Below are 26,978 nucleotides of genomic sequence, written 5' to 3' on the forward strand. Positions count from 1 at the left end.
GCCGCGCCACCGGGCTATCTGTCATTGCCCGGCGTCGTGCTCCCTCTCCACCAGGTAATCCACAACCTTCAATACGGCCTCGTGACCACCAGCCATGGAGGCCGTCACTGTGTATCTCCCATCAATCAGCATAGTCGGTGTGCCGGTAACCCGTGCGCCGCGAATTTTGGCCTGGGCCTGCTGCATCTTCGCGTTCACACCGAAGCTGTTGTAATTTTTGAGAAACTCCTCCGGGTCCACACCGTACCCAGCAACGAAATCTGCCAGGGATTCGCCGTCGTTCAGGGGCCGGCGCTCACCGGCCAGGGCATCAAACAGAGCATCATGCACCTTCTCCCGCTCACCCATGGCCTCGAGGGCGTAAAACGCCCTGGCATGGGGCTCCCAGGAACGCCCCAGCGCTGCCGGAATACGAACATAATTCACGTAATCCGGGGCATCGGCTTCCCAGGCCTCGGCCAACGGCTTGAAGTTGTAACAGTGGGGGCAGCCGTACCAGAACACCTCGGCCACCTCGACTCCACTTTCACTTGCGGTGCGGACCGGCGTTTCAAGCTTGCGATAGTGCACACCCTCCTCCCAGCTCTGGGCACTGGCGGTTCCCGTAACGGCGACGGCCATCGCCAGAAATGCTGCCACTCCAAGTGATCTGATCATTCAACGTCTCCGATTTCCTGAATGCATTTTGTGAGGGATTATGACCCAGCAATCGGCAAAAGTTCCACAACGGAGCCGACAGCGGTGTATTACAGGATGGTAAGCAAGCAACAAAAAACCCCGCCAGGGCGGGGTTTTCCAGCAACACGTTCCGATATCAGTTGAGACCGGAAACGTAGTTGGCGACAGCCTCGATTTCGGCGTCGGTCAGCTTGGCGGCAACGTCCATCATGATGGCGGCGTTGGAACCGGTGTTTCGGGAGCCGTCACGGTAAGCCTGCAGCTGCTTGATGACATACTCGGCATTCTGACCACCCAAAGCGGGGTAGCCACCCGGCTCGTTACCCTTGCCCTGAGGGTTATGGCAGCCCGCGCACGCCGGCACACCGGTCGCCAGGTTGCCGCCACGGTAGAGTGCTGCGCCCTGGTCGATGGTGTCCGGGCTGGCCTGGCTCACGATCATGTCCTGGCTATCGAAATAAGCCGCCAGATCCTGCAGATCCTGCTCCGACATATTATCCAGAAGACCGGTCATCTCCGGGATGGCACGGTCACCGGCCTTGATAGCAGCCAGCTGGTCATAAAGGTATTTCTCACCCAGTCCGGACAGCTTCGGGTACACACCCATTACCGGCTTCTGGCCACCCTGGCCATGACAGCCTGCACATACCGCTGCGTTCTGTTCACCTGCCTGGGGATCTCCTGCTCCGTGTGCCAGCGTTGTAAGGCTTACACCAAGAACAACTCCTGCGATCAGTTTTTTCATGCTCGCTCCGCTTCTCTCATCTTAAAGGTATTCTTCATCATGCAGCCGGCAGGCGCTGACCAGGCAGGCTCAAAACCGGGACTGAAAGCGGCCACGCGCAGCGCGCCGCCCGGAATTGGTGTAGCATTATACATTAATCGCCAATAACTGAAATCCAAAGGAAAGCCAACTGTTGTGGACCCTGATCTGACTCAAAAATCCATCTCTTTTAACAGCGCCCGATTCCTGATCAGCGCGTCCCGGCTGGAAGAGTGTCCGCCCGATGTCGGGGCCGAGGTCGCCTTTGCCGGTCGCTCCAACGCCGGCAAATCCAGTGCGCTTAATGCCATCACCGCCAACGGCAAGCTGGCCCGTACTTCCAAGACTCCCGGACGCACCCGCCTGATCAACTTCTTCTCCCTGAACCGGGAAGGGTGCCGCCTGGTGGACCTACCGGGCTATGGCTATGCCAAGGTATCCCGGGACATGAAGGACGACTGGCAGCAACACCTGGGCCATTACCTGAATGACCGCCGGTGTCTGCGGGGCCTGGTCCTGGTTATGGACATCCGCCACCCGTTGACTGATTTCGACCAAATGATGGTGGAATGGTGCGAACATAACCACCTTCCGCTGATGATTCTGGCTACCAAGGCCGACAAACTGAAATTCGGTCAGGCCAAGACCGCCATGCTGGGCATCGCCAAAAAGCTGAAAACCTACCAGTGCGTGGAGCACCTGATCATGTTCTCGGCCACTTCCAAACGGGGCGTTGAAGAATGTCGGGATGCACTGAGCAATTGGCTGGAGGGGGAAGCGCCGGAACTGGCATAAAAAAACCGGTCTGCCAGGCGACAGACCGGTGAAACGTCAGGGTTTGCGACGTGCTAAAACCTGAGAACTCACTCAGGAGACGCAAGGAATGTCCGAATTCCCAACGTCACTTCTAAGACCGGCATCCACGCCTGAAGTTCCCGAATCGTTCATTTTTTACCCAACACTTCGCCTTTCACTTACTCTGCCCGGTTCAGACGGCCGGCCCGGCCGACTCCGGAAGTGACGGCCGGTACTTTTCCCGAAGCGCCATCACCTGTTCCCGGTAATCCGTGGTCAGATAGGGGATCTCCAGGGTAAGCACCTGGTAGATGCCCTGCTTCAATTCCGTCAGGCTGAGGCTGGCCGGCTCATCTGCGGCATGGGCGGTTTTCAGGAACGCCATCCAGTTGGTGATCACCAGCCAGACGTTCAGCGACATGGCCGAGCGCAGGTCCTCGGGCTGGGGTTCGATGATCCCTGCCTCCGACATCTTCTCGAAGATTTGACTGATCGCCGCCAGGCAACGATTGGTGAACTCCCGGTAATCCTTGCGCAGGCGGGTATCGCTGTCGAGCAGGTATTCCAGGTCCCGGTGAAAGAACCGGTAGCTCCAGAGTCCGTCAAACACGGATTCGAGATAAAAGGTCAGGTCGTCCAGGGTCAGCGACCGGTCCCGGGGGATATCCAGGTAGTAGTCCACCAGTTTTTCATACTCGAGGAAGATCTCGTAGATGATGTCCGACTTGTTGCGGAAGTGGTAATAGAGGTTACCGGGCGAGATTGCCAGGTGGGCGGCAATGTGATTGGTGGTGACATTGCGCTCGCCTCGTTCATTGAACAGATCGAGACTGGCAAGGAGGATTTTGTCTCTCGTTTTCATAAAGTTGTGAGCACTGGTTGTGATCTTTCGCTCGACTGGCCCGATCGGCCATCGGCGCTTGCTTGACTGCCTAGAGTATATACTCTAATAATAGTCCCTGATGCAAACTGGCTATTTTTTGGCCACACCACAAAACAGGTTGCCGGGTCGTGGTGCCGGCTGCCCAGGGGAGAATGTCATGGCTGCTACCGTCGTCCAGCTCACGGAGAGCAAAAAACACATCCAGCATACCCACCGGGTATTCGCAGCGCAGAAAAAGGCCTTCCGGGGCAATCCCTCGCCCTCGCTGACCGAGCGGCAGGACAACCTGAAGCGCCTGAAACGCGCGCTGCTCAGCAATCAGGACCGCCTCGTGGAAGCCATTGACCGGGATTTCAGCTGCAGGTCCCGGGACGAATCATTGATTGCCGAGGTGATGCCGTCGATCCAGGGCATCAACTACACGCTGAAGAACCTCGCCGACTGGATGAAACCGTCCAAGCGCCATGTCTCGGTGCTGTTCCAGCCCGCCAGCAACAAGGTGCACTACCAGCCCAAGGGCGTGGTAGGCGTGATCGTGCCATGGAACTACCCGCTGTACCTGGCGGTCGGTCCCCTGGTGGCCTCCCTGGCCGCCGGCAACCGCACCATGATCAAGATGTCCGAGTACACCCCGCACACCTCGGCGCTGTTCAAGGAAATCATCGAAGACAACTTTGCCGAGGACCTGGTCGCGGTGATCAATGGCGAAGCGGATGTGGCTGCCGATTTCTCCTCCCGGCCCTTTGACCACCTGCTGTTCACCGGCTCCACGTCGGTCGGAAAGCTGGTGATGCGCGCGGCGGCGGAGAATCTCACGCCGGTGACCCTGGAGCTGGGCGGCAAGTCGCCGGCTATCGTTTCCCCGGATGTACCCATGGAAGACGCAGCCCAGCGCATTGCCTTCGGCAAGGCCTTCAACGCCGGACAAACCTGTGTCGCGCCGGACTATGTGCTGTGCCCGGCAGACCGGGTGCAGACTTTTGTGGATGAATTCCGTTCCCGTTTCGCAGAAATGTACCCGAGCCTGCGGGACAACGACGATTACACCGCGATCATCAACGAGCGCCAATACGACCGTCTGCAGGATTACCTGGAAGACGCCAGGGAGAAAGGCGCGGAGCTGATCGAGATCAACCCGGCCCGTGAGGACCTGAAGGATGGCACCCGGAAGATTCCGCTGACTCTGGTTCTCAAGGCAAACCCGGACATGAAGGTGATGCAGGACGAGATTTTCGGTCCGATCCTGCCGGTGGTGGCCTACGGCACCCTGGATGAGGCCATCCACTACATCAATGACCGTCCACGCCCGCTGGCGCTGTACTTCTTCGGTTACGACAAGGATGAGCAGCAGCACGTGGTTGAGAACACCCACTCCGGCGGCATGTGCATCAACGATGCGCTGATGCATGTGGCCCAGGACGATCTGCCGTTCGGTGGTATCGGGGATTCCGGCATGGGGCACTATCACGGTCGCGAAGGCTTCCTGACTTTCTCCCATCACCGGGGGATCTTCACCAAGCAGAAGTTCAACAGCGGCAAGTTTGTCTATGCTCCGCACGGGACCGCCATGCACAGGCTGGTTTACCGGTTCTTTATTCGCTGATTCTTTTGCCTGTGAGTCTGGGTGCCTGTCGGCGATGGGCATTCCTTTCCGGGACACGCCGTGAATACGTCCCTGTAGGCTTGAGCAAAACATCCCTGTTTTGCACAGTCCCGGAAAGGAATGCCCATCACCGACGCCCGGTTTGGTTGCAGGCCGCATTACAACAATAAAAGAGAAAGGTCCGATGAACGATCAATCCGAAGTACGTTCAACTTCCTCCGATTTCGCCAACCTTGACCGCCGAAGTTTTCTGAAAACCGGACTCGGCGGAGCCATTTTTCTGGGTACCGTCAGCGCCACAGCCGGCCTGAGCGGTTGTAGCTCGACCCCAGCCGGCCGAGTGAGCGCGGTGGGCACGCGCATGGATGCCAGTTACGAGTTCCGTTTCCTGACTTCCGACGATATCCAGCTGTTCGAGGCCCTGCTCCCGGCGACTATCGGCCCCGGGCTGCCGGAGCAGCCGCAGGCGCGGCGCATGGCAATCGCCGGTACCATCGAGCGAATCGATGCGGGCATCCACAACTTCGGGCCGGCGAACCAGAAGGAATTGCGGCGCCTGTTCGATCTGCTCAACTTCGGACTGACCCGCGTCACCATCGCCCGGGTGTGGTCGAGCTGGCCCAAGGTGACTGCCGAGGAGGCCGATGCGTTCCTGGAGCGCTGGCGTACCAGCGGTATCGGCCTGTTCAACAACGGTTATATTGCCCTGACCAAGATCAGCAACGTGGCGTTCTATGGTTACGAGGATTTCTGGCATCTCTCCGGTTACCCGGGGCCGCCGCAATGGGCGGTGGATGCCCTCCCCCAGTTCCAGAACGTGTGACACCCAGCTGATTGACGGAGCCAACCATGCAGTTAAAAGATCGTATCGCCCAGGGCCTGGAATCCGGCTGGAAAGTCACCGATGGCGCCACCCTGACCGAGAACCGCACCCTTGAAGCCGATGTCGTGGTGATCGGCACCGGCGCCGGGGGCGGCACCACCGCCGAGATCCTGGCCAAAAGCGGCCTGTCGGTCATCCTTGTGGAAGAGGGCCGGCTGTATTATCAGAAAGACTTCAAGATGGACGAGCTCAGCGCCTACGCCAGCCTGTACCAGGAAGGCATGAGCCGGGTCACCAAAGATGGCGCCATCGCCATTCTCCAGGGCCGCTGCGTTGGTGGTTCCACCACCGTGAACTGGACGAGCAGTTTCCGCACCCCGGACGCCACCCTGAACTACTGGGCCGAACGCTTCGGTCTGGACGCTCTCGCCCCGGACCCCATGGCCCCCTGGTTCGATGGCCGGGAACAACGCCACAACATGGAACCCTGGGCGGTGGAACCCAACGTCAACAACGACATCCTGCGCCAGGGCTGCGACCAGCTCGGTTACAGCTGGAAAGTCATTCCCCGCAACGTCAAAGGCTGCTGGAACCTGGGATACTGCGGCGTCGGCTGCCCCACCAACGCCAAACAGGGCGCCCTGCTGACCACCGTTCCGGGAGCACTGGATAACGATGCCCACCTGATCCACGGCCTGCGGGCGGACAAACTCGTGATGGACCAGGACCGGGTCGACCACCTCCAGGCCAGCGCCATGGCCGCCGACGGCATCACGCCCTCCGGCATCACCGTCACCCTGAAGGCCCGACACTTCGTCGCCGCCGCCAGTGCCATCGGCACCCCGGGCCTGCTGCTGCGCTCCGGTATCCCCGACCCCCATAACCGGATCGGCAAACGGTCCTTCATCCACCCGGTCAACGCCTGCGTCGCGGAAATGCCCGAAAAAGTCGAACCCTTCTACGGCGCGCCCCAGTCCATCTACTCCGACCACTTCAACTTCAGCGGCGGCGTCGACGGCCCGGTGGGCTACAAACTCGAAGTGCCCCCTTTGCATCCTGCCATGTCCAGCGGCGTCATCCCGGGCCACGGTGACACCCAGATCAACACCATGGCCCGCCTGCCCTGGATGAACTCCGTCATCGCCCTGCTCCGGGACGGCTTCCACCCCGACAGCCCAGGCGGCACCATCGGCCTGCGCGACGACGGCAGCCCGTATCTGGACTACCCGGTCACCGACTACCTCTGGGACGGCCTGCGCCGCGCCTTCTACACCATGGCCGAAATCCAGTTCGCCGCCGGCGCCAAACGCGTCCGCCTCATGCATCTGGACTCCGACTGGTACAGTAGCTGGGCCGACGCCAAAGCCGCCATCGACCAGCTCCCCATGGAACTGCACCGCGTCCGCCTGTTCACCGCCCACCAGATGGGCGGCTGCGGCATGGGCGCCAATCCGGAAGAATCGGTGGTCAACGGCTTCGGGGAACACCACCATGTCAGCAACCTGAGCGTCCACGACGCCTCGATCTTCCCGACCAGCATCGGGGCGAATCCGCAGTTGTCAGTTTATGCACTTTCAGCGCGGAACAGTACGCGACTGGCCAATCGACTCAAGATCTGATCGACTCGACACGTTCGTACCACTTGTCCCAGAGTATCGGGGCGGCCTGCAGGAAGTCAGAGGCGGCCGATTGGGAGGGTTGTTCCGGGAATGTGCGGAGCCATGGATGGCGGAGCTCAAGCGCCACAGGGACGTGCTTGAGCGTTTCCCGGAACAACCCTCCCAATTGGCCGCACCCCCATCACTCTCATACCTACTCCAGGGCCCCGGGACCGCATAAGGCAACTACAGAACCCCCGAGAATGCTGATATGATTGCACCCAGCGAAGAAAGGAGCTGTGCATGTCCAAAGTCATCTATCCGGGCACCTTCGACCCAATCACCAACGGCCACACCGACCTCATCGAACGCGCCGGCCGCATGTTCGACGAAATCGTCGTCGCCGTCGCCTACAACCCCAAGAAACAGCCCCTCTTCGACCTGGAAGAACGCTGTGAACTGGTCAGAGCAGCAACGGCCCACCTGCCGAATGTGACCGTCACCGGCTTCAGCAACCTGCTGGCCGACTTCGTCCGGGAACAGGGCGCCACCGTCATCCTGCGGGGCCTGCGCGCCGTCTCCGACTTCGAGTATGAATTCCAGCTGGCGGACATGAACCGCCGGCTGGCCCCGGAAGTGGAAAGTGTCTTCCTGACACCCTCGAACCACCTGTCCTACATCTCCTCCACCCTGATCCGGGAAATCGCCTCCCTGGGCGGAGATGTATCAGAATTCGTCGATCCCGCCGTTGAGGCCGCTCTGAAGCAGAAGTTCAACTGAGTCTGAGGTACCCGCAAGATGGCCCTGATGATTACCGACGAATGCATCAACTGCGACGTCTGTGAACCGGAATGCCCGAACGAGGCAATTTCCCCGGGTGATGAGATCTACGTGATCGATCCCGACAAGTGCACCGAGTGCGTCGGCCACTACGACGAACCCCAGTGCCAGCAGGTATGCCCGGTGGACTGCATTCCGCTGGATCCCGAGCGCCCGGAAAACCGCGAACAGCTGATGGAGAAATACCATCGCCTGACCGGCAACTGAGTGACCGGATACAGAAAAGCCCCGGAGTCCGGGGCTTTTCTGTATCCGGACCTGTAAAAATCAGAGCAGAGGCGGCAACGGGATCTCGATACCGTTCACCGTCAGAAGCAGATCTTCCATTTGCCCCTTCATCACCAGGCGGTCCCCTTCCTGGACCAACAACCCCTGCTTGATCAGTGGCGCCAACTGCAGCATGACTGCCGGGTTCTGCTCGGCCAGTGCCAGGGGCAAGGTCAGATTCAGATCACCGGTCAGCCCCTGCATCACCAGCAGCATTGACGACGCTTGCTCCGCATCCAGTTCAGGATGGCGGATTTCCATATGGCCCCGGATATCACCTTCCGGTGTCGCTACTCTGAGCTCCGGTATGGCCATGGAAAAACCCGCCGCTGCCAGGCGTCGAAACGCCTGGTTGACCTGTTCCATGGCCTGCATCTGCCGCTCGAACCCGGTATTCTGACCGCCCTCCAGGGTGTTGGCCTGAAGCTCAGCCATCCCGTTCGCCAACTGATTCCAGCTGGCGACCTCCAGGTTGTCCAGGGCAAAGACCAGCCGATGCGGACCATAGGCCCCATCCAAGACATCCACCTGACCCAGGTTGAACTCGACCCGGGAATCCAGGCGGGTGTCGTCGTCCCGGGGTTCACTGGTACTGGTGACAATCACGTCCGACAGACTGACCGGCGAGCCGCCGACCGGGGAGACCCCCAGGGAATCCAGCCGCACTTCCCCCTGCCCGGTCCAGACATCGCCACTCAGGTGCTCCAGGGACTGGTCCAGCTGCAGGCCCACAACCCGAACCTCCATATCGGGATCGGAGATCGTCAACTCGGGCAGATCCAGCTTCAGCGTCACCTCACCCCAGAGCCGGGTTTCCAGGGTCAATGTGGGATCCTCGCCCGGAAACCAGTCAGCCTCCATTGAGGACCAGCCGCCAGCCGGCTCGAAGGTCATCAGGCTGCCGGTTATCCCGTGGGTGACGTGGGCGACGAACTCCAGGGGGCGGTTCTCGCCGGCTTCGGGATCCTGCAGCACCAGCGTGCCGCGCACCTCGGCGCCCAGTATGCCGCGCTGGTAATCTCGGGTGTCCACCTGCATGAACGGCTGGGTGTCGTTCACCTCGGTGACCGCCCGCTGCCACTGATGCTCGGTCAGGTACCCAACGCCCCAGGGCAGGATGCCACCACCAGCCAGCAGTGCCACACCAGCCACAATCCATGCGCGCTTCACTGGCGCCTCCGTTTGTCAGGTTTTGCCCGTCAGTCGCTCGAGCAGGACCAGCTGGGATGCAAAGCGTTCCTCATCCTCGGCCGGCTGATTCTGGATGTAGCTGCCATCCGGCTGCAGCATCCAGGACTGGCAGTTGTCGGCCAGGTAGGTATCCAGGTCTTCCCGGAGGCGCGCCACCAGCGCCGGGTCCTCGATGGGGAAGGCGGTCTCCACCCGGCTGAGCAGATTCCGCTCCATGCCGTCGGCACTTGAACAGTACACCTCCGGGCGACCGTTGTTACCGAAATAGTAGACCCGGGTGTGTTCCAGGAACCGGCCGATGATCGAACGGACCCGGATGTTATCGGACAGCCCGGGCACTTCCGGGCGCAGGCAACAGATCCCCCGGATGATCAGATCGATCTTGGCCCCGGCCTGGGACGCCCGGTACAGCGCCTTGATCAGCTGGATCTCGGTCAGACCATTGAACTTGAGAATGATCCGGCCCTTCTCGCCGAAACCCGCTTCCCGGTCGATCAGACTCAACAGGCGGCTGTGCAGGGTGAACGGTGAATGGAACAGTTTCTTGATTTTCAGGGCCTTGCCCATGCCGGTGAGCTGCTGGAACAGCTTGTTGACGTCGTCACCGATGGACTCGTCGCAGGTCAGGAAACTGTAGTCAGTATACAACCGGGCATTGGCGGCGTGGTAGTTGCCGGTTCCCAGGTGCACGTAACGCCGCAGGCGGCCCTCTTCGCGGCGTACAATCAGGATCATCTTGGCGTGGGTCTTGTAACCCACCACGCCGTACACCACGATCACGCCCGCTTCCTGCAGGCGGCTGGCCAACTCCAGATTCTCGGCCTCACTGAAGCGCGCCCGCAATTCGATGACGGCAGTGACTTCCTTGCCGCGGCGAGCCGCGTCCGCCAGGGCCTCGACGATCTCGGAATCGGCACCGGTGCGATACAGGGTCTGGCGGATGGCCAGTACCTGGGGATCCTTGGCAGCCTGACGCAACAGATCCACGACCGGACTGAAGTTCTCATAAGGGTGCAGCAGCAGGATCGGGCGCTTGCGGATGGCGTCGAACATCGACTCCTTACTGCGGATCAGCCGGGGGATGGAGGGTGAAAAGCCGGAATAGGTCAGGTCCGGCCGATCCACCAAGCCACCGACCGCCATCAGCCGGGTCAGGTTCACCGGTCCATGCACCTGGTACAGATCACGCTCGGTCAGGCCGAATTCGGTCAACAGGAACTGCACCAGTTCCTGTGGACAATTGTCTGCCACTTCGAGTCGTACGCCGTCGCCGAAACGGCGGCTGAGCAGCTCACCGCGCAGGGCCGAGGCCAGATCCTCCAGGTCGTCTTCCAACTCGAGGTCGGCGTTACGGGTCAGACGGAACTGGTAGCAGCCCTTCACTTCCATGCCCGGGAACAGTTCGTCAGCGTGGGCGTGGATCATCGAGGACAGGAACACGAGGTTTTCACCGCCATTACAGACCTCGTCCGGCAAACGTACCAGTCGTGGCAGGGACCGGGGTGCCGGCACGATCGCCATGCCGGTCTCGCGGCCGAAGGCATCCTTGCCATCGAGTTCAACAATGAAATTCAGGCTCTTGTTGACCAGGCGGGGAAACGGGTGGGACGGATCCAGGCCGATGGGGCTGACCACCGGCAGGATCTCGTCCTCGAAGTAGTTGCGCACCCATTCAGCCTGTTCCGGCGTCCATTCCCGGCGGCGGACGAAATGGATGTTTTCCCGCTCCATTTCCGGAATCAGGACATTGTTGAGGATGTCGTATTGTTCGTGGATATACTCGTGGGCAACCCGGCTGATCTCGCCAAGGGCCTGCTCCGGCATCATCCCGTCGGCACCGATGGTTTCACGGCCATACTTCATCTGCTGGCGCAGACCGGCAACCCGGATCTCGAAGAATTCGTCCATGTTACTGCTGAAAATACAGCAGAAGATCAGGCGGTTGATCAGCGGATGGGTGGTGTCCAGAGCCTGCTTCAGCACCCGATAATTGAACTGCAGCAGACTCAGTTCCCGATTGAAGTAGTTTTCGCTGGCATCCAGATTGATCTCTTCACCGGTGGGTGGGACTGCCACCGGCGCCGGAACACTCTGGTCACCATCCACCACCGCCTGTGTTTTCGCTGTTTCAGTTGTCATCGTTCCTCGATTCCGCGCTTGCGCCCCGATTGGCCGGGGCTGCGTTCCAGTGTGTCAGGATCCGCACCGCTGTTCCCGCATCAGACGGGCGGCCCGAACCGCAAAATAGGTCAGGATGCCGTCGGCGCCGGCCCGGCGCATGGCCATCAGGCTCTCCATCATCACCGCGTCGCCATCGAGCCAGCCGTTCTCCGCTGCTGCCATGTGCATGGCGTATTCACCGCTCACCTGGTATACGAAGGTGGGCACCTGAAGCTCTTTCTTTACCCGGTGCACGATGTCCAGGTAGGGCATGCCGGGCTTGATCATCACCATGTCAGCCCCCTCGGCCAGGTCCATCGCCACCTCGTGCAGGGCTTCGTCGCTGTTGGCGGGATCCATCTGGTAGGTCGCCTTGTTGCCTTTACCCAGATTGGCCGCAGAACCCACCGCATCCCGGAACGGGCCGTAGTAGCTCGACGCATACTTGGCAGAATAGGCCAGTATCCGCGTGTTCACATATCCGGCAGTCTCCAGGGCGTCCCGGATAGCCGCAACCCGGCCATCCATCATGTCCGAGGGTGCCACCACATCGGCGCCGGCGTCGGCGTGAGACAGTGCCTGGTTTACCAGGGCTTCAACGGTGACATCATTCAACACATACCCGTCATTATCGATGATGCCATCCTGGCCATGGGTGGTGAACGGATCCAGCGCCACGTCGGTAATAACCCCCAGTTCCGGAAAAGCTTTTTTCAGGGCGCGCACTGCCCGCTGGGCAAGGCCGTCGGAATCCCAGGCACCGGAGCCTGATAGATTCTTCCTGTCCGCCGGCACCACCGGAAACAGGGCCACCGCGGGAATCCCCAGATCCACCAGTTCCGCTGCCTGCTCAACCAGCAGGTCAATGCTCAGACGTTCAACACCGGGCATGGACGGCACCGTCTCCCGCTGCCCTTCCCCCTCCAGCACAAAGACCGGATAAATCAGGTTGTCCGGAGTAAGCTGGTTTTCCCGGACCAGCCGGCGGGAAAAGTCGCTGGCCCGGTTGCGGCGCAAACGGGTCGCGGGGAACGAACGGGACGTGGAACTTGGCACGGGTAACCTCCTGGTAAAGCAACAGTGTAGGGATGGACTGGTTGCCTGGCGCCGGAACGCCTGCTCTCGCCATGATACACGGCAAGGGCCCGTGGTTGCAGTTGCCGGGGAGACCGTAGCAGGGGTCGGTGACAGTTATATGACAACAGGCCCCGTATGGGGCAATGGACAGAGTCGGCCAACTACCCAGCCAGCTGCTATCATCAGCAGCAAAATATCGTGAAACGGCCAGTCAAGGGACAGGGGGCGGAGCTGCTCCACCCCCTGCCGAAATCAGAGGGAACGATTATTGAACCCCACGTCCACCTTGCGAGGCGAGTCGGAACGGAAGGCGGTATCCACTTGCTGGATTTGGCCGCCCTGCTGCAAGAAGGCTGCAATGTCAGCCTCCAGCTGCGCACGTACCCGGGCGCGACCGGCAACGGAATGGGTGTCGTCGCTGTCGCTGCTCCAGTTTCCTGACTGCTCCAGGTTGCTTTCGTCGAATTCACTCATGGTCTTCTCTCCATCAACGAAAACAGGTCCGAAAGTGATGTCCGACCCGGCGGGTGAACTCACTCTGTTTCGACGAAAATACCGCCTGCGGCCTCGTCTTGGCGTCTTTATAATCTCGTTTTGTTTACCGCGCTATTTCCTGGCAACGCCTTTTTTGTAATTTTTTGTAACAAGAAATAAGCCCATGATTTTACGTGACAAAATAACAGGGGATGCGCACCCTGATTCGTTGACACAAGAAATGAATAATGATTCACTGCTTACAAGGAGCCGGCATGGCCTATCGCGAAACGGAGAAAATGCGCCAGCGCAAGGCGCAGGCACGCCAACGCATCATCGACTGCACCTATGAATGCGTCGCCAACGGAGGGTTCCGGAGTGCCCGTATTACCCGCATTGCGGGCGTGGCCGGCGTTGCCACGGGAACTATTTACCGGCATTTCGAATCCAGAGAGGACCTGTTTGCGGAAATCTTCCGGACCGCTACCCAGCGTGAAGTGGATAAGGTCGCGGAAGCCCTGAATACCAACGGGGATGCCGCCGTCAGGCTCGAGGCCGCGCTCCGCCAGTTCGCGGAACGGGCCATGCGCGGGCCGATGATGGCCTGGGCACTGATTGCCGAGCCGGTGGACCCGAAACTGGAAGAAGAACGGCTGGTCTATCGCAGGGCCTACGCCGAACTGTTTGAAAAGGCGATCCGGGATGGCATCGAGGAAGGCTGCATTCCGGATCAGGACGCCCGCCAGAGCAGTACCTGCCTGGTCGGCGCCATTGCTGAAAGCCTGGTGGGCCCGCTGTCACCGACGCTGGCCGGCCAGATAACCATTGCCGATATCGACAAAAACAAACTGGTCAACTCCATCATCCGTTTTTGCATGCAGGGGTTGACCGGCACCAGGAGGTAGCCATGACCGCCCGTCAGCCCAAGCCCGAAGTAAGCGCACCCTTCACCGGGGACCGCTACCTTGCGGTGACCCATGAAGTCACCAACCAGCCGCCAGCCCTGGAGAACTACAACCTGTTCGACCACGACCAGGCGCTCCGGGAGGCCGCGGAACGGGAAGGCGCCGGCCACGCCGTGGACACCCTGCGTGCCTTCGGCGACCTGGCGGGGAAGGCTGCCACCATCGATCTCGGCTTTCGCGCCAATGCCAACAAACCGGCCTTCAATACCCACGACCGCTTCGGCCATCGCATCGACGAAGTGGACTTCCACCCGTCCTACCACGAATTGATGCGCATCGCCCTGGAAAACGGCCTGCACAGCAGCCCCTGGACCAACCCCGGCACCGGCGCCCATGTTACCCGGGCCGCACAGTATTACATGCACTCCCAGGTCGAGGCGGCCCACTGCTGCCCGGTCACCATGACCTTTGCCGCCATCCCCTCGATCCGCAAACAACCGGAGCTGGCCCGGGAATGGGAACAGAAGATCCTGGCCAACAGCTACGATCCCCGCAACGTGCCACACACCGAAAAGAGTTCCGTCACCATCGGCATGGCTATGACCGAGAAGCAGGGCGGCAGCGATGTCCGGGCCAACAGCACCCTTGCCTACCCGATCGGCACAGAAGGCCCCGGCCAGGCCTACGAACTGGTGGGCCACAAGTGGTTCGTCTCTGCGCCCATGTGCGATGCCTTCCTGGTCCTGGCCCAGGCTCCGGGCGGATTGTCGTGCTTCCTGATGCCCCGCTGGCGCCCGGACGGTACCAAGAACCCGTGGCAGGTCCAGCGCCTGAAGAACAAGATGGGCAACATCGCCAACGCCTCCAGTGAAGCGGAACTTCGCGGCGCCCTGGCCTGGATGGTGGGCGAGGAAGGCCGAGGCGTTCCCACCATCATCGAGATGGTCGCCATGACCCGTTTCGACTGCATGATCGGCAGCTCTGCCGGCCTGCGCCAGGCCGTAGCGCAGGCTACCCACCACTGCCGTCATCGCAGCGCCTTCGGCAACCGTCTTATCGACCAGCCGCTGATGCAGAACGTCCTGGCCGACCTCGCCCTGGAAAGTGAAGCGGCGCTGGCCTACACCATGCGCATCGCCCGCGCCCTGGACAACCAGGACCAGGAACACGAACGCCTGCTCGCCCGCCTGGCGACCCCGGTCGGCAAATACTGGATCTGCAAACGCACCCCCAACCACGCCTACGAGGCCATGGAATGCATCGGCGGCAGCGGCGTGATGGAAGACTGCATCATGCCCCGCCTGTTCCGGGAATCCCCGGTCAACGCCATCTGGGAAGGCAGCGGCAACGTGCAATGCCTGGACACCCTCCGGGCCATGCAGAAAGAACCCGACACCCTCGAGGCCTTCTTCCGCGAGGCCACCGAGGCCAAAGGCGCCGACGCCCGCTTCGACCGCTTCCTGGCACAGCTGCAGAACGACTTCGCCGACATCAGCGATTTCCAGTACCGCGCCCGCAATCTGGTGGATCGCATGGCGCTGGCCATGCAAGCCTCACTGCTGATCCGCAATGCCCCCAGTGCGGTGGCCGACGCCTTCTGCGCCTCCCGACTGGAGAGCAACGGCGGCATGAACTACGGCAACCTGCCCTCGGGCACCGACGCCGCGGCCATTATCAAACGTGCCACCCCTGTAGTAGGCTAGAGACAATAGAATCCAACCGAGAGATCCGGGAACCGGCGGGGAACCCCTTTCCATAACCTTGCGGAGCCATGGATGGCGGAGCAGAGCGTACAGGGGGGAAGCAGAGCGCTGATGAAGCGAAGCTTCATGCGATAGCAGAACGACAGCAATCTAGGATTGCTGGCTGGACCCCAGAGGGGTATTCACAGCGTGTTTTGGAAAGGGGTTCCCCGTCGGTTCCTGCACCCAAGTCTATGTCTGAAGCACTCAGAAAACTGCTCAACGAAAGCAACCGCCAGCAGCCCGTCATCACCCCCCATGTGGGCGTTATGACCCTGCACTTCCAGCTCTATGGCTGCGAAGACCTCAAAGCCAAACGCAAGGTGTTCACCGCACTGCGGGCCGTCTGGGGCAAAGAACCGGACCTGGCGGTGGCCGAGACCGCTGACCTTGAGGCCCTCGACTGCGCCACCTGGACCATCGCCGCCCTGGGCACCTCTTCCCAGCAGATCAGCCAACGCCTGGACCTGGTTGAAAAAGCAATCCAGGAACGCATTGATGCTGCCATACTGGAAGTGCAGCGCGAAATTCTCTGATTCCCGGGGCTCCGTGGCAGTGGCGTGTGGCGCAGCCGCCTGCCAGGCCGTATACTACGCCCCCTCAGGGACGTCAGCGCACCTGCCAGATGCAGGTTTACAGTTTGCCAATGCCGGACATGGATCCGGCCGAATCCGGGGGGCATCCGGAACCAGCCCCGCGGACGACCACTGATTCTGTGTGGTGCCTATGACCGGAAAGAAAAAATCCGCCCAGGCCTCGGTCGAGGCGATGTACCGTGTATTCACCGTGCCCGAGGCACCGGAATCCACTCTCAGCCGAATCGACCAGGACATCTCCCGCAACCTTGCAGGCTTCCTGCAGGAGCACATCGTTGCGGTCGAACGGGACCTGTCGGAAGTCGAGAAAGACTTCGCCGAGTACAACATCCCGGAGAAACCCGTGTTCGTGTCCGAGCAGGCCCAGTTCCTGCTGGACAAGCTCGTGGCCAACTCGGTACACACCGCGTCCCCGGCCTTCATCGGGCACATGACCTCGGCGCTGCCCTACTTCATGCTGCCGCTGTCCAAGATCATGATCGCCCTGAACCAGAACCTGGTGAAGACCGAAACCTCCAAGGCCTTTACGCCCATGGAGCGCCAGGTGCTGGGCATGATTCACCGGTTGGTGTACCAGGAAGACGGTTCCTTCTACCGCAAGTGGATGCACGACCCCCGCCACACCCTGGGTGTCATGTGCTCCGGCGGCACCATTGCCAACCTGACTGCCCTGTGGGTCGCACGCAACCGCGCCTTCCCGGCGGAAGGTAGCTTCCGCGGTCTGCACCAGGAAGGTCTGTTCCGGGCCCTGAAATACTACGGTTATGAAGGTGCTGCCATCCTGGTGTCCCGCCGCGGCCACTACTCCCTGCGCAAGGCTGCCGACGTCCTCGGCCTCGGCCGCGATGCCCTGGTGCCGGTGGATACCGACGACGAGAACCGTCTTCAGCCGGATGCCCTGCGGGGCAAGTGTCTGGAATTGCAGAAGCAGAAGATCAAGGTCCTGGCCATTTGTGGCGTGGCCGGCACCACCGAAACCGGCAATGTGGATCCGCTGGATGCCGTGGCCGACATAGCCCGGGAATTCGGCGCCCACTTCCACGTGGATGCCGCCTGGGGCGGGCCGACCCTGTTCTCCCGTACCTATAAGCCCCTGATGCGCGGCATCGAGAAGGCGGACTCGGTCACCTTCGACGCCCACAAACAGCTGTACGTGCCCATGGGCGCCGGCCTGGTGGTGTTCAAGGACCCCACCCTGCCAACCGCGGTGGAACATCACGCCCAGTACATCATCCGTAAGGGCTCCCGGGACCTGGGCAGCACCACCCTGGAAGGCTCCCGCCCGGGCATGTCCATGCTGATCCATTCCGGCCTGAAGATCCTCGGCCGCGAGGGCTACGAGATCCTGATCGACCAGGGTATCGAGAAGGCCCACACGTTTGCCGACATGATCAACGCCGAGGCGGATTTCGAACTGGTCACCAAGCCGGAGCTGAACATCCTCACCTACCGCTACTGCCCGGAGGACGTGCAGCAGGCGCTTGCGGTGGCGGATGAGCTACAGGCGGAAAAGCTGAACACCTGCCTGAACCGGATCACCAAGTTTATCCAGAAAACCCAGCGGGAGCGGGGCAAGGCGTTCGTCTCCCGGACCCGGCTGGAGCCGGCCCGTTACTACCACTTCCCGTGTATCGTTTTCCGGGTGGTGCTGGCCAATCCGCTGACCACCAGGGAAATCCTGTCGGATATTCTGAAAGAACAGCGGGAGCTGTCGAAAGACGAAGGGATTTCTGACGAGATGACGATCCTGCACCAGATGGCCGACGCGGTTCTCAAGCAACACGAGCCGAGCGCACGACAGGCCTGAGGTCTGGGGTGCTAGACAGGCTTCAAGGCAAGGGGGTTAACCTAAGTCCGCGTGAAAAGGGGAGGGATCTCCCAAAACACGCTGTGAATACGTCCCTGTACGCTCGGCTCCGCCATCCATGGCTCCGCACGGTTTTGGGAGATCCCTCCCCCTTCCCCGCTCCGAGGTTCAGTCAGACCAATCGTGCGCATTCGGCCCTGGCCAGACATTACGAAGGTCTCGCAATATCTTGATCAGTAAAGCGCCTCTTCGTCATCCAGCACATCGTGGATGATATCCAGGAACATCCGGTCCGCCTCGCTCCAGTTCTCCGGAATCCGGATATTGGTGCTGGCACTGATTTCCTCGGCAATCAGCTCGTTGGCGTTGGGCTGGCCGCGGTGTTTGCGGGCGATTTCCATGGACTTCACGGCAATGGTCGGATCGCTGAGCACCTTCTTGATGAAGGTCCTCAGCTCGTCAATCATCTTAGCCTGACGGCTTTCAACGGATGAACTCATACTTCACTCCCCGGACAGATAGGCTCGGGGGCGAGACACCCCCTTTTTCAGATAGTATGACCAAACTCGGTTTAGACAACCAGCCCGGTCAGATCAACAAGCCCCGGAGGGTAAAGAACAGGATCGCGGCCATGATGGCAGAGGCCGGCACGGTAATGATCCAGGCTGCGGCAATCTTTACCAGGTGTGAACGCTTGACCATTTCTTCCCTGTAAATCTTCTTCAGGCGCTTGCGCTCGGACTTGGACAGCGGCACCTGCTGCTTCTGTTTCTTGGCCTGCTTGAGCAGGCTCTCCATCTCTTCCACCGAGGCATTGCGGAAGTCGTCCAGGAACGGTTTGAGACGCTCCTGCTCATCCGGGTCGTGGTGCTCGATGATCTTGTGCAGCTGGGTGGCGTAATTGCGCTTCAGGTATTCACGCAGGAAACCGACACCGAAGACACCACCGATGGCGATGTGGGTGGAACTAACCGGCAGCCCCAGCTGGGACGCCAGGATCACGGTCAGTGCCGCAGAGAGGGCTATACAGAACGCCCGGGTCTTGTCCAGTTCGGTGATCTCGCTGCCCACGGTCTTGATCAGGCGTGGGCCGAACAGCATCAGGCCGACGGCAATACCCAGGGCCCCGACCATCATCACCCACAGGGGGATACTGGCGGAGGCGACGACAGCGCCGGCGGACAGGGCATCGTTGATGGCTGCCAGCGGGCCGATGGCGTTGGCCACGTCATTGGCACCGTGGGCGAAGCTGAGCAGGGCAGCGGCGAAGATCAGTGGCCAGGTGAAGAGAGTGTTTACCCCGGCGGAGCTGTTCTCCATGGTGGAGGCCTTCCGGCCGACGAGGGTACGAACAATCACAAACACCACCGCGGCCGCGACCAGGCCCACCAGGGAAGCCTCGAGGAAGTCCACCTTGATGACTTTCTTGACGCCCTTGATCATCAGGTAGGTGCCGAACGCCCAGGCCATGATGGCCACCAGCCAGGGGACAAAGGTGCGGGCCGCCGGCACCACGTCTTGGCGGTAGAGCACGGTTTTCTTGATGGCGAACAGAAACAGGGCCGCAAGCGCCCCGCCGAGGACCGGCGAGATCACCCAACTGGCGGCAATTTTGCCCATGACCGCCCAGTCGGCAATGCCCCAGCCACCGGCGGCAATACCAGCCCCAAGGACACCGCCAACAATGGAATGGGTGGTGGATACCGGCGCGCCCATCCAGGTGGCCAGATTCAGCCACAGGGCACCGGCCAGAAGTGCCGCGGTCATCAGCCAGATAAACGCCCGACCATCATCCAGACTGGACGGATCGATGATACCCCCCTTGATGGTGGACACCACATTGCCCCCGGCAATCAGCGCGCCGCCAGCCTCGAAGACTGCAGCCAGAAGGACTGCCGCCCCCAGGGACAGCGCTCCGGAGCCCACGGCCGGGCCCACGTTGTTGGCGACATCATTTGCACCGATGTTGATCGCCATGTAACCGCCTATGACAGCCGCAGCCATCAACAGCATGCTGCCGGGCATTCCATCGCTGAAAGAACCAACAGTCAGCCAGATGCCGAGAAGAAACAGCAGGCTGATTCCGACCCTGTATCTTTCCGTGGAAGGGCTGGTGAGGACGGTATCCAGGAATCCGGTTGAACGGGCCATAACAGATCAGGTCTCATTTGGTCAGAATGTAATCAGGCCGGTGGGCCGCGCGGCAACTATAATTTTTTTGTCACGAAATTGAAACCTGACCGTCATGTGGATACGCAGCATCCGCAAGTGTGATCCAGGACCGCGAATGCACAACAGATTGGCGCATAATGGCCAGATATGACGCCAAAAAATACAATAAAATCCTGAACTCCCTATGAGCCAGCCCCAGTCAATCAGTCACCAGGCTGCCGGTGCACGCGAGGATGCGCAGGTATCGCGGTTACTGACATGGCTATCATCCGCGGCCATCGTCTTCCTGCTGGGTATCGGTCTGAAGGCGTGGTACTCAGCGCACACGCTGCATGCCTGGGTGCTCTGGTCCTGCTCCGTTCTGGTGGGCCTGAACATGGTGTACTTTGCCTTCAGCGGCAACGGGGCGCGCCAGAAAGGCGGCCTGATTGTGGTGGTGGGCCTGCTGTTCGTGTACCTGATTGCCTCGGGCGGCGAGAGCAACACCGGCCCACTCTGGTTCTACGTCTTTCCGCCCCTGCTGTTTTTCCTGACCAACCTGAAAGCCGGCACGGCGGTCCTGCTTGTTTGTTACCTGGTTGCCGCCGTGGTGTTCCAGTTCCCCGATCTGCCGTTCATCACTGCGGAGTATTCCAGTGACTTCAAGATCCGCTTCTTTGCCACCCTCACTTTCGAGTCCATCTTCTGCTTCGTACTGGAAGCCGGGCGGCTGAAGGCCCGCAATGAATTGCTGGAACTGGTGGTGACCCACGAGCATGCTGCCAGGACCGACGAACTGACCGGCCTGTCAAACCGGCGGGACATGCAACACCGGCTGGTCAGCGAATTTTCCCGGTACCAACGTGCCGGACACCATTTCTCCATCGTGCTGATCGACCTGGATCTGTTCAAGACCATCAACGACGACTACGGCCATGACGCCGGAGACGCCGTTCTGCGCCAGTTTTCGGCCCTGGTGCAGGATGTTATCCGCCAGACCGACGTGGCCGCCCGCTGGGGCGGCGAAGAATTCCTCCTGTTGCTTCCGGATACCTCCCTGCTGCAGGCTCTTACCCTGGCCGAACGGTTGCGGGCGGAGGTGGCCGAGGCCAGGTTCGGCTTCAAGAATCACCACCTGCCGGTGACCATCAGTGCCGGGGTCTGCTCCATCGCCAAGGCCGCCTCCATCGATGATCTGCTGAAACAGGCTGATCTCAACCTCTATAACGCCAAGGACGCAGGCCGCAACCGCATCGCACCCAGAGTTCGCAGCCGGAGCGAAGACCACCCCGTGGGTTCGCCTTCTTGAGACCGTGCATCTCGCTCGCTATGATCAGGCGCGACTCGGGTACAAGGCCCGAATACGCCAACATTCACAGGACTCACAATGACAGCGATACGCATTCTGGTCGGGAGCGTTTACGGCGGTGCCCTGATGACCGCACGGGAGATCCGGAAGAAACTCGAGGCGGAAGGCCATCAGGTCTCCGTGCTGGAGAACCCGAAACTCTCCGACATCACGACCAATGACGAGCCTTTGCTGGTCTGCACCTCGACCACGGGCCAGGGCGAGATCCCGGAGAACCTGCTGCACTTCTATGTGGAGTTGAGAGAGCAACTACCGCAGCAACCCGGGCGCCCCTTTGGCATCATCGTGCTCGGAGACAGCTCCTACGGCGACACCTTCTGCGGAGCCGGCGAGCTGATAGAGGAAGCCTTGTACGAGACCGCCGCCCGGAAAGTGGGAGACACCCTGCGCATCGATGCCATGGAAACCCTGGAGCCGGAAAGCGAAGCACTGCCCTGGGTCAGCAACTGGATCCGGCAACTCTGAGCGGATTCTGCTAACGCAGCGAAGGCCGATCCGGCGCTTGAGCCACCGGTAACGACGGGTCATACTCGGGAGACAACGATAAGAAATGCGACAACCTGTGACCCTGACCCGCCCGCTCCAGCTTTTGTTCACCCTGATGGCCCTATCGCTCCTGGCAGCCCCATCCTTTGCTGCCGGTGAAAGCGTGCGTCCGGACATGGATTTCCTTTTGACCGACACGGACTCACCGGCAACCCCGGCACAGGCCCTGGCGATGGACGGCTGGCAATCACTGGAAGACCCGAGCCCGAACTTCGGCTATATCCGAAAAACCGTGTGGCTGCGCTTCCCGGTTCCTGAACGGGGCGACATCAATCTGCTGGAAATCGGTTACGCTCACCTGGACCACATCCGCTTCTTCCTGTTGGAAAACGGCGAGGTAGTAACCGAGGCCACGGCCGGCGACCGGCTGCCTTTCCTCGAACGCCCGGTGCTCTATCGCAATTTCCTGTTCCGTTTTGAGCATGCGCCTGACGCCAATCAGCAGATCCTGCTGGAAGTCAGCACCAGCGGAGCCGTGCAGGTGCCGGTGCACCTGTGGCACGACAAGGATTTCTTCGAAAGCGCGTTTTTCGAAGATCTGATCCATGCCGTCTATTACGGCATCCTGATTACCGTCATCTGCTTCAACCTGTTCATCTTCGTCGCGCTGCGGGAAAAGATCTACCTGTTGTACGTGCTCTCCACCCTGGGTTACCTGGTGATTATCGGCAGTCTGAATGGTATTGCCTACCAACTGCTGTGGCCGGCCAATCCGGAGATACAGAACCGGTCCATGGTGCTGGGCATTCCCTTTGCCATGGTCTTTACGCTCTGGTTCGCCCATGCGTTTCTCCAACTAAAGAACCAGAGCCCCGCCACCGCCCGGATCGTGAGCTTCGCGATCATCCTCAATACCTTTGCGGCGCTGGCCACTTTCCTGACCGACTACAACACCGCAATCCGGCTGGTGGTCGCCCTGACAATACCCAGCTGTCTGCTGCTGACACTGCTCGGCCCCCAGCAATGGCTCCGGGGCAACCGGCAGGCCATCTACTACACCCTGGCATGGGGTGCGCTGACCCTGGGCAGTGCGGTGACGGCAGCCAACAAGTACGGCCTGCTACCCAACAGCTTCCTGAGCGTTTATGCCATGCAGATCGGCTCGGCCCTGCAGGCCGTCCTGCTCGCCCTGGCCATGGCAAGCAGGATCTACCAGGAACGCCAGGACAAGGTGCTCGCCAGGGAAGCCGAGCTCCACGCCCTCGAAGCCCGCCGTAGCGTGGAACTGAGGCTGATGGATCAGGCTCTGCACCACCCTCTGACCGGCCTGCCAAACCGCAGCAGCTTCGAGATGATGCTCAATGACCTGATCATGCGGCATCCCGAAAAGCGCTACGGCGTCGCCGTGGTGCATCTGAACAACCTTTCTTCGGTCACCAAAACCCTCGGCCACCGCAACACCGACCGGATCCTGGAACTCGCCGCCCGGCACTACAATTCCGTAATCCAGACCATACCGGGTGCCCGGCCGGTCGAGCAGACCGACGAGCGCAACTACTTTCTGGCCTCCCTCGACCAGCAGTCCTTCGGCTTTATTGTCGATGCCACCCTGGCGGAAGCCTCCCCCAGGTCCGTGATTCTCGGCCTGGATAGCCTGCGGCAGTCAATCGATTACCTGGGCATGCAGGTTCCCCTGGACCCGCGCATGGGTGTGGCCATCTTCCCCGACCATGGTAGCGACGCCAACACCCTGATCCGCCGCGCCATCATCGCCGAAGGTTCCGAGCGAGCCCGGGACCGGGGTATGGCCTACTACAAGCCTTCCCGGGATGCCTACAGCGCGGATCGGCTGACTATGGTTTCGGAACTGCGCAAGGCCCTGGACGGCCACCAGCTGGCGCTCTACCTGCAACCCAAGCAATCCCTGGTCACAGGCCGGGTGGTTGGAATGGAGGCGCTGATCCGGTGGCCCGGGCGCCAGAAGACAGTAAGCCCGGATGAGATCGTCCTTCTGGCGGAGCAAACCGGGCTGATCAAGCCGCTGACCCGTTGGGTGCTGGAGGAGTCCCTCCGCCTTCGCACACGACTGCTGGAACAGGGCTGGGACCTGGAGCTGTCCGCCAACATCTCGCCCAACAACCTGCGCGAGGCGGATTTTTCCCTCTACGTGCAACGCCTGATGAATCAGTACGATGGCCACCGGGGCGCAGTCACTTTCGAGGTCACCGAAACCTCGATGATGCTGGACCCGGCCAACTCGCTGGAGGCCCTCAATGCCCTGAACACGGCCGGAATCCGGGTCTCCATTGACGACTTCGGCTCAGGCTACTCATCGCTTTCCTACATCAAGCAGCTGCCCGCCAGCGAGATCAAGATCGACCGGTCCCTGGTCACAGAACTGCCCAGCGAGGCCGGCGACCGGGTGATTGTCCAGACCACCATCGACATGTGCCACAACCTGGGCTACCAGGTCGTGGCGGAAGGCGTGGAGGATCAGGCGACTGCGGATCTACTGAGAGATATGGGCTGCGACATGATCCAGGGCTATCTGGTCACGCCGCCGCTACCAGTGGATGAGTTCCTGGACTGGCTCAATACCAATGGCCGCCAGCCCTCTCGCAAGCTGGGTTAGGAACGTTTTCGGATCAGGGCTTCCTGGGTGGTGGATGCCACCAGCACTCCGTCCCGATTATAGAAGTTGCCCCGGTTGAAGCCCCGGCCGCCCGAGGTGCTGGGGCTGTCCTTGTCATAGAGCAGCCACTCATCCATGCGGAAATCCCGGTGGAACCATATGGCGTGGTCGAGGCTGGCCACCTGCATATTCTTGCTGGTGAAGGTCAGGCCATGGGGCTGCATGGACGTGGCCAGGAAGTGAAAATCGGAGGCATAGGTCAACAGGCACCGGTGCAGCACCGGGTCCTCGGGCAGCGGCCCCTGGGCCCGCAACCAGCTCTGCCTGTAGGGCGGTCGCTTCTCCGGCTGCAGCGGATTGACCGGATTCACCGGGCGAATTTCGATAGGTCGATCCCGCGTCAGGGTTTCCCGAAACCGCTCCGGCACCTGCGGCGCCAGGATCCTGCCGAGCTCCTGCTCGGACTTGAGAGTATCCGGATCGGGTGCGGTGGGCATATCAAACTGGTGCACGAACCCCGCTTCCTCGCCCTGGAAAGACATGGAGCCGGTCAGGATTTCCTTGCCGTCCTGACGGGCGATCACCCGGCGTACGGAGAAGCTGCCACCGTCCCGAACCCGCTGCACCTCGTAGTCGATCGGCATGCTGTGGTTGCCCGGACGCAGGAAATAGGCATGGAGAGAATGGCACAGACGACCCTCAACGGTGCGGCTGGCCGCCATCAGCGCCTGGCCGAGAACCTGGCCACCGAACACGTTGGGAAACCCCAGGTCTTCACTGTCGCCCTGGAAGTGATCGTCGCCGATGGGCGAAAGGTCCAGCAGCTCCACCAGCTTCTGTGTGACTTCTAGCATGCCTGCTCCTGTTAATTAGCTCACGAAGGGGTTTTCTACCCCAAGTACGGCTTTTTCGCAATGACAAGCATGCATGGCCTGAGACGACACCACTGCCACAGGCCATGGAGGGCTCAGGTGTGAATGGGTGGCACTTCCTTTGCGAGGGCCTGTTTTTCCACGGCGAAGCGACCCGTCACCGCAAACCCCAGCACCTCGCCCGCATCAGTGCGGAACAGCGCACGCACACTGGTACCCTCGGTTTCCACTTCCCACTGACCGTCGGCGCCGGACGGGGGGGGACACACGGCCGTCGGGCAACATGGGGTCTTGATCATCACCGGCATGGTGCCATAGCTCACCTCCGTGCGGTCGCCGGTGAGAGTCTTGGCCAGCGCCCGGGCACAGGCCATCAGCGGCAGCACATACAACAGCACATGACCATCCACCTCGGCGCAATCCCCCAGGGCATAGATGTCCGGGGCGGAGGTTTCCAGGGCGCGGTTCACCTTGATGCCCTTGCTGACATCCAGGCCGGCGCTTTCGGCCAGGCCCGTGCGGGGATGCAGACCCACAGCGGAAAGAACAACATCCGCCTCAAGACTCTCGCCGTTGGCCAGGGTCAGCCTGACGCCATTGTTGTGACGATCGATCCGATCGACCACGGTCCCCAGGTGAAACCGCACGCCCAGGTTCTCAAGTTCCTGCTGGACCGCGTTGGCGGCCGCTTCGGGTAACAGGCCCGGCATCACCACTTCCGACGGCGCGATGACGTCCACCTCGTAGTCGCCATTACGCAGATCGTTGGCGAATTCGCAACCGATCAGACCGGCGCCCATGATCGCCACCCGCTGGCCATCCGCCAGCGCCTCGCGGAAGGCCCGATAGTCCATCAGATCATTGATGGAGAACACACGCTCCTGGCCATCACCGGCAATGGTCAGGCGAATCACATCTGCCCCCCATGCCAGCACCAGCTTGCTGTATTTCAGTCTTTCATCCCCGAGAATCAGTTCGTGGGCCCCGGGCTCGATACCGGTCACCGTGGTGAAGGTCCGGAGCTGGACACCGAGCTGCTCCGCCATGGCCTCGGTGGACGCCTGGGCCAGGCCATCGGCATCCTTGCCCTTGGTGAACCCGGTGGACAACATGGGCTTGGAATAGCTGACGCCGTCATCGGCGGTAACCATGACCACCGGGGTTTCCTTGTCCTGTTTGCGGAACTCCCGGACCAGGGAGTAGCCGGACAAACCGGTCCCGACAATAACGATGGGGGCCTGTTCAGACATAGCGGTACTCCCGTGC

24 protein-coding genes are annotated in these 26,978 nt (G+C 60.9%); 13 read left to right on the forward strand and 11 right to left on the reverse strand.

The window, feature by feature from the left end; genetic code table 11:
* Positions 1 to 21: 21 nt before the first annotated feature.
* Complete coding sequence (locus ACQUTG_RS04425; protein ID WP_428918216.1) at positions 22 to 657, reverse strand: thiol:disulfide interchange protein DsbA/DsbL; 636 nt, start codon at positions 655 to 657, stop codon at positions 22 to 24.
* A gap of 157 nt (positions 658 to 814) precedes the next feature.
* Entirely contained in the window at positions 815 to 1,423 is a 609-nt protein-coding gene (locus tag ACQUTG_RS04430; RefSeq protein WP_428918217.1) for a c-type cytochrome, read from the reverse strand.
* 174 nt (positions 1,424 to 1,597) lie between these two features.
* Here ACQUTG_RS04430 and yihA point away from each other — a divergent pair, with 174 nt between their 5' ends.
* The gene (gene yihA / locus ACQUTG_RS04435) at positions 1,598 to 2,236 is read left to right on the forward strand and encodes a ribosome biogenesis GTP-binding protein YihA/YsxC (protein WP_428918218.1); all 639 of its coding nucleotides are present in this window, start codon (positions 1,598 to 1,600) and stop codon (positions 2,234 to 2,236) included.
* A 193-nt stretch (positions 2,237 to 2,429) separates the two neighbouring features.
* On the opposite strand, the gene ACQUTG_RS04440 is transcribed toward yihA, so the two are convergent.
* A complete protein-coding gene (locus ACQUTG_RS04440) occupies positions 2,430 to 3,098 on the reverse strand; it encodes a TetR/AcrR family transcriptional regulator (RefSeq protein WP_428918219.1) in 669 nt (222 codons plus the stop codon).
* 178 nt (positions 3,099 to 3,276) lie between these two features.
* Between ACQUTG_RS04440 and ACQUTG_RS04445 the strand changes: the two genes are divergently transcribed.
* The 5 genes from ACQUTG_RS04445 (at position 3,277) to ACQUTG_RS04465 (ending at position 8,190) form a co-directional block, all read left to right on the forward strand.
* Entirely contained in the window at positions 3,277 to 4,722 is a 1,446-nt protein-coding gene (locus tag ACQUTG_RS04445) for a coniferyl aldehyde dehydrogenase (RefSeq protein ID WP_428918220.1), read from the forward strand.
* A gap of 184 nt (positions 4,723 to 4,906) precedes the next feature.
* Complete coding sequence (locus ACQUTG_RS04450) at positions 4,907 to 5,545, forward strand: hypothetical protein (RefSeq protein ID WP_428918221.1); 639 nt, start codon at positions 4,907 to 4,909, stop codon at positions 5,543 to 5,545.
* Positions 5,546 to 5,571: 26 nt separating this feature from the next.
* Positions 5,572 to 7,164, forward strand: a complete 1,593-nt coding sequence (locus ACQUTG_RS04455) for a GMC family oxidoreductase N-terminal domain-containing protein (RefSeq protein WP_428918222.1) — start codon at positions 5,572 to 5,574, stop codon at positions 7,162 to 7,164.
* 282 nt (positions 7,165 to 7,446) lie between these two features.
* Entirely contained in the window at positions 7,447 to 7,923 is a 477-nt protein-coding gene (gene coaD / locus ACQUTG_RS04460) for a pantetheine-phosphate adenylyltransferase (protein ID WP_428918223.1), read from the forward strand.
* Between the two features lie 18 nt (positions 7,924 to 7,941).
* Positions 7,942 to 8,190, forward strand: coding sequence for a YfhL family 4Fe-4S dicluster ferredoxin (locus ACQUTG_RS04465; RefSeq protein ID WP_428918224.1), 249 nt, complete (start codon positions 7,942 to 7,944; stop codon positions 8,188 to 8,190).
* 60 nt (positions 8,191 to 8,250) lie between these two features.
* Here ACQUTG_RS04465 and ACQUTG_RS04470 read toward each other — a convergent pair whose 3' ends face one another.
* The 4 genes from ACQUTG_RS04470 to ACQUTG_RS04485 form a co-directional block, all read right to left on the reverse strand.
* Complete coding sequence (locus ACQUTG_RS04470) at positions 8,251 to 9,420, reverse strand: DUF945 family protein (protein WP_428918225.1); 1,170 nt, start codon at positions 9,418 to 9,420, stop codon at positions 8,251 to 8,253.
* A 15-nt stretch (positions 9,421 to 9,435) separates the two neighbouring features.
* Positions 9,436 to 11,580 (reverse strand): polyphosphate kinase 1, encoded by a 2,145-nt coding sequence (ppk1, locus tag ACQUTG_RS04475; RefSeq protein WP_428918226.1) that lies wholly within the window; start codon positions 11,578 to 11,580, stop codon positions 9,436 to 9,438.
* A 54-nt stretch (positions 11,581 to 11,634) separates the two neighbouring features.
* Entirely contained in the window at positions 11,635 to 12,657 is a 1,023-nt protein-coding gene (gene hemB, locus ACQUTG_RS04480) for a porphobilinogen synthase (RefSeq protein ID WP_428918227.1), read from the reverse strand.
* Between the two features lie 273 nt (positions 12,658 to 12,930).
* Entirely contained in the window at positions 12,931 to 13,152 is a 222-nt protein-coding gene (locus ACQUTG_RS04485; protein WP_428918228.1) for a hypothetical protein, read from the reverse strand.
* Positions 13,153 to 13,427: 275 nt separating this feature from the next.
* On the opposite strand from ACQUTG_RS04485, the gene ACQUTG_RS04490 reads away from it, so the two are divergent.
* The 4 genes from ACQUTG_RS04490 (at position 13,428) to panP (ending at position 18,202) form a co-directional block, all read left to right on the forward strand.
* Positions 13,428 to 14,057, forward strand: a complete 630-nt coding sequence (locus tag ACQUTG_RS04490) for a TetR/AcrR family transcriptional regulator (protein WP_428918229.1) — start codon at positions 13,428 to 13,430, stop codon at positions 14,055 to 14,057.
* 2 nt (positions 14,058 to 14,059) lie between these two features.
* A complete protein-coding gene (locus ACQUTG_RS04495) occupies positions 14,060 to 15,760 on the forward strand; it encodes an acyl-CoA dehydrogenase family protein (RefSeq protein ID WP_428918230.1) in 1,701 nt (566 codons plus the stop codon).
* 233 nt (positions 15,761 to 15,993) lie between these two features.
* Positions 15,994 to 16,335, forward strand: a complete 342-nt coding sequence (locus ACQUTG_RS04500) for a DUF503 domain-containing protein (protein ID WP_428918231.1) — start codon at positions 15,994 to 15,996, stop codon at positions 16,333 to 16,335.
* 190 nt (positions 16,336 to 16,525) lie between these two features.
* Positions 16,526 to 18,202, forward strand: a complete 1,677-nt coding sequence (gene panP / locus ACQUTG_RS04505; RefSeq protein ID WP_428918232.1) for a pyridoxal-dependent aspartate 1-decarboxylase PanP — start codon at positions 16,526 to 16,528, stop codon at positions 18,200 to 18,202.
* Between the two features lie 233 nt (positions 18,203 to 18,435).
* Here the strand turns inward: panP and ACQUTG_RS04510 are convergent, their stop codons facing one another.
* Both ACQUTG_RS04510 and ACQUTG_RS04515 read right to left on the reverse strand, forming a co-directional pair.
* Entirely contained in the window at positions 18,436 to 18,702 is a 267-nt protein-coding gene (locus tag ACQUTG_RS04510) for a hypothetical protein (protein ID WP_092003337.1), read from the reverse strand.
* A gap of 88 nt (positions 18,703 to 18,790) precedes the next feature.
* Entirely contained in the window at positions 18,791 to 20,353 is a 1,563-nt protein-coding gene (locus tag ACQUTG_RS04515; protein WP_428918233.1) for an inorganic phosphate transporter, read from the reverse strand.
* A gap of 205 nt (positions 20,354 to 20,558) precedes the next feature.
* On the opposite strand from ACQUTG_RS04515, the gene ACQUTG_RS04520 reads away from it, so the two are divergent.
* The 3 genes from ACQUTG_RS04520 (at position 20,559) to ACQUTG_RS04530 (ending at position 24,840) form a co-directional block, all read left to right on the forward strand.
* Positions 20,559 to 21,662 carry a GGDEF domain-containing protein gene (locus ACQUTG_RS04520; RefSeq protein ID WP_428918234.1) on the forward strand — a complete coding sequence of 368 codons (1,104 nt, stop codon included), beginning with the start codon at positions 20,559 to 20,561 and terminating at the stop codon, positions 21,660 to 21,662.
* Positions 21,663 to 21,740: 78 nt separating this feature from the next.
* A complete protein-coding gene (locus ACQUTG_RS04525) occupies positions 21,741 to 22,187 on the forward strand; it encodes a flavodoxin (protein WP_428918235.1) in 447 nt (148 codons plus the stop codon).
* 85 nt (positions 22,188 to 22,272) lie between these two features.
* A complete protein-coding gene (locus ACQUTG_RS04530) occupies positions 22,273 to 24,840 on the forward strand; it encodes an EAL domain-containing protein (protein ID WP_428918236.1) in 2,568 nt (855 codons plus the stop codon).
* Here the strand turns inward: ACQUTG_RS04530 and tesB are convergent.
* Positions 24,837 to 25,694, reverse strand: a complete 858-nt coding sequence (gene tesB / locus ACQUTG_RS04535; RefSeq protein ID WP_428918237.1) for an acyl-CoA thioesterase II — start codon at positions 25,692 to 25,694, stop codon at positions 24,837 to 24,839. The two genes, ACQUTG_RS04530 and tesB, sit on opposite strands and share 4 nt — an antisense overlap.
* A gap of 113 nt (positions 25,695 to 25,807) precedes the next feature.
* Positions 25,808 to 26,962 carry an NAD(P)/FAD-dependent oxidoreductase gene (locus ACQUTG_RS04540; RefSeq protein ID WP_428918238.1) on the reverse strand — a complete coding sequence of 385 codons (1,155 nt, stop codon included), beginning with the start codon at positions 26,960 to 26,962 and terminating at the stop codon, positions 25,808 to 25,810.
* Between the last annotated feature and the right edge of the window lie 16 nt (positions 26,963 to 26,978).

It is taken from the genome of Marinobacter sp. DUT-1 (assembly GCF_050379415.1).
In the GTDB taxonomy this organism is placed as follows: Bacteria; Pseudomonadota; Gammaproteobacteria; order Pseudomonadales; family Oleiphilaceae; genus Marinobacter.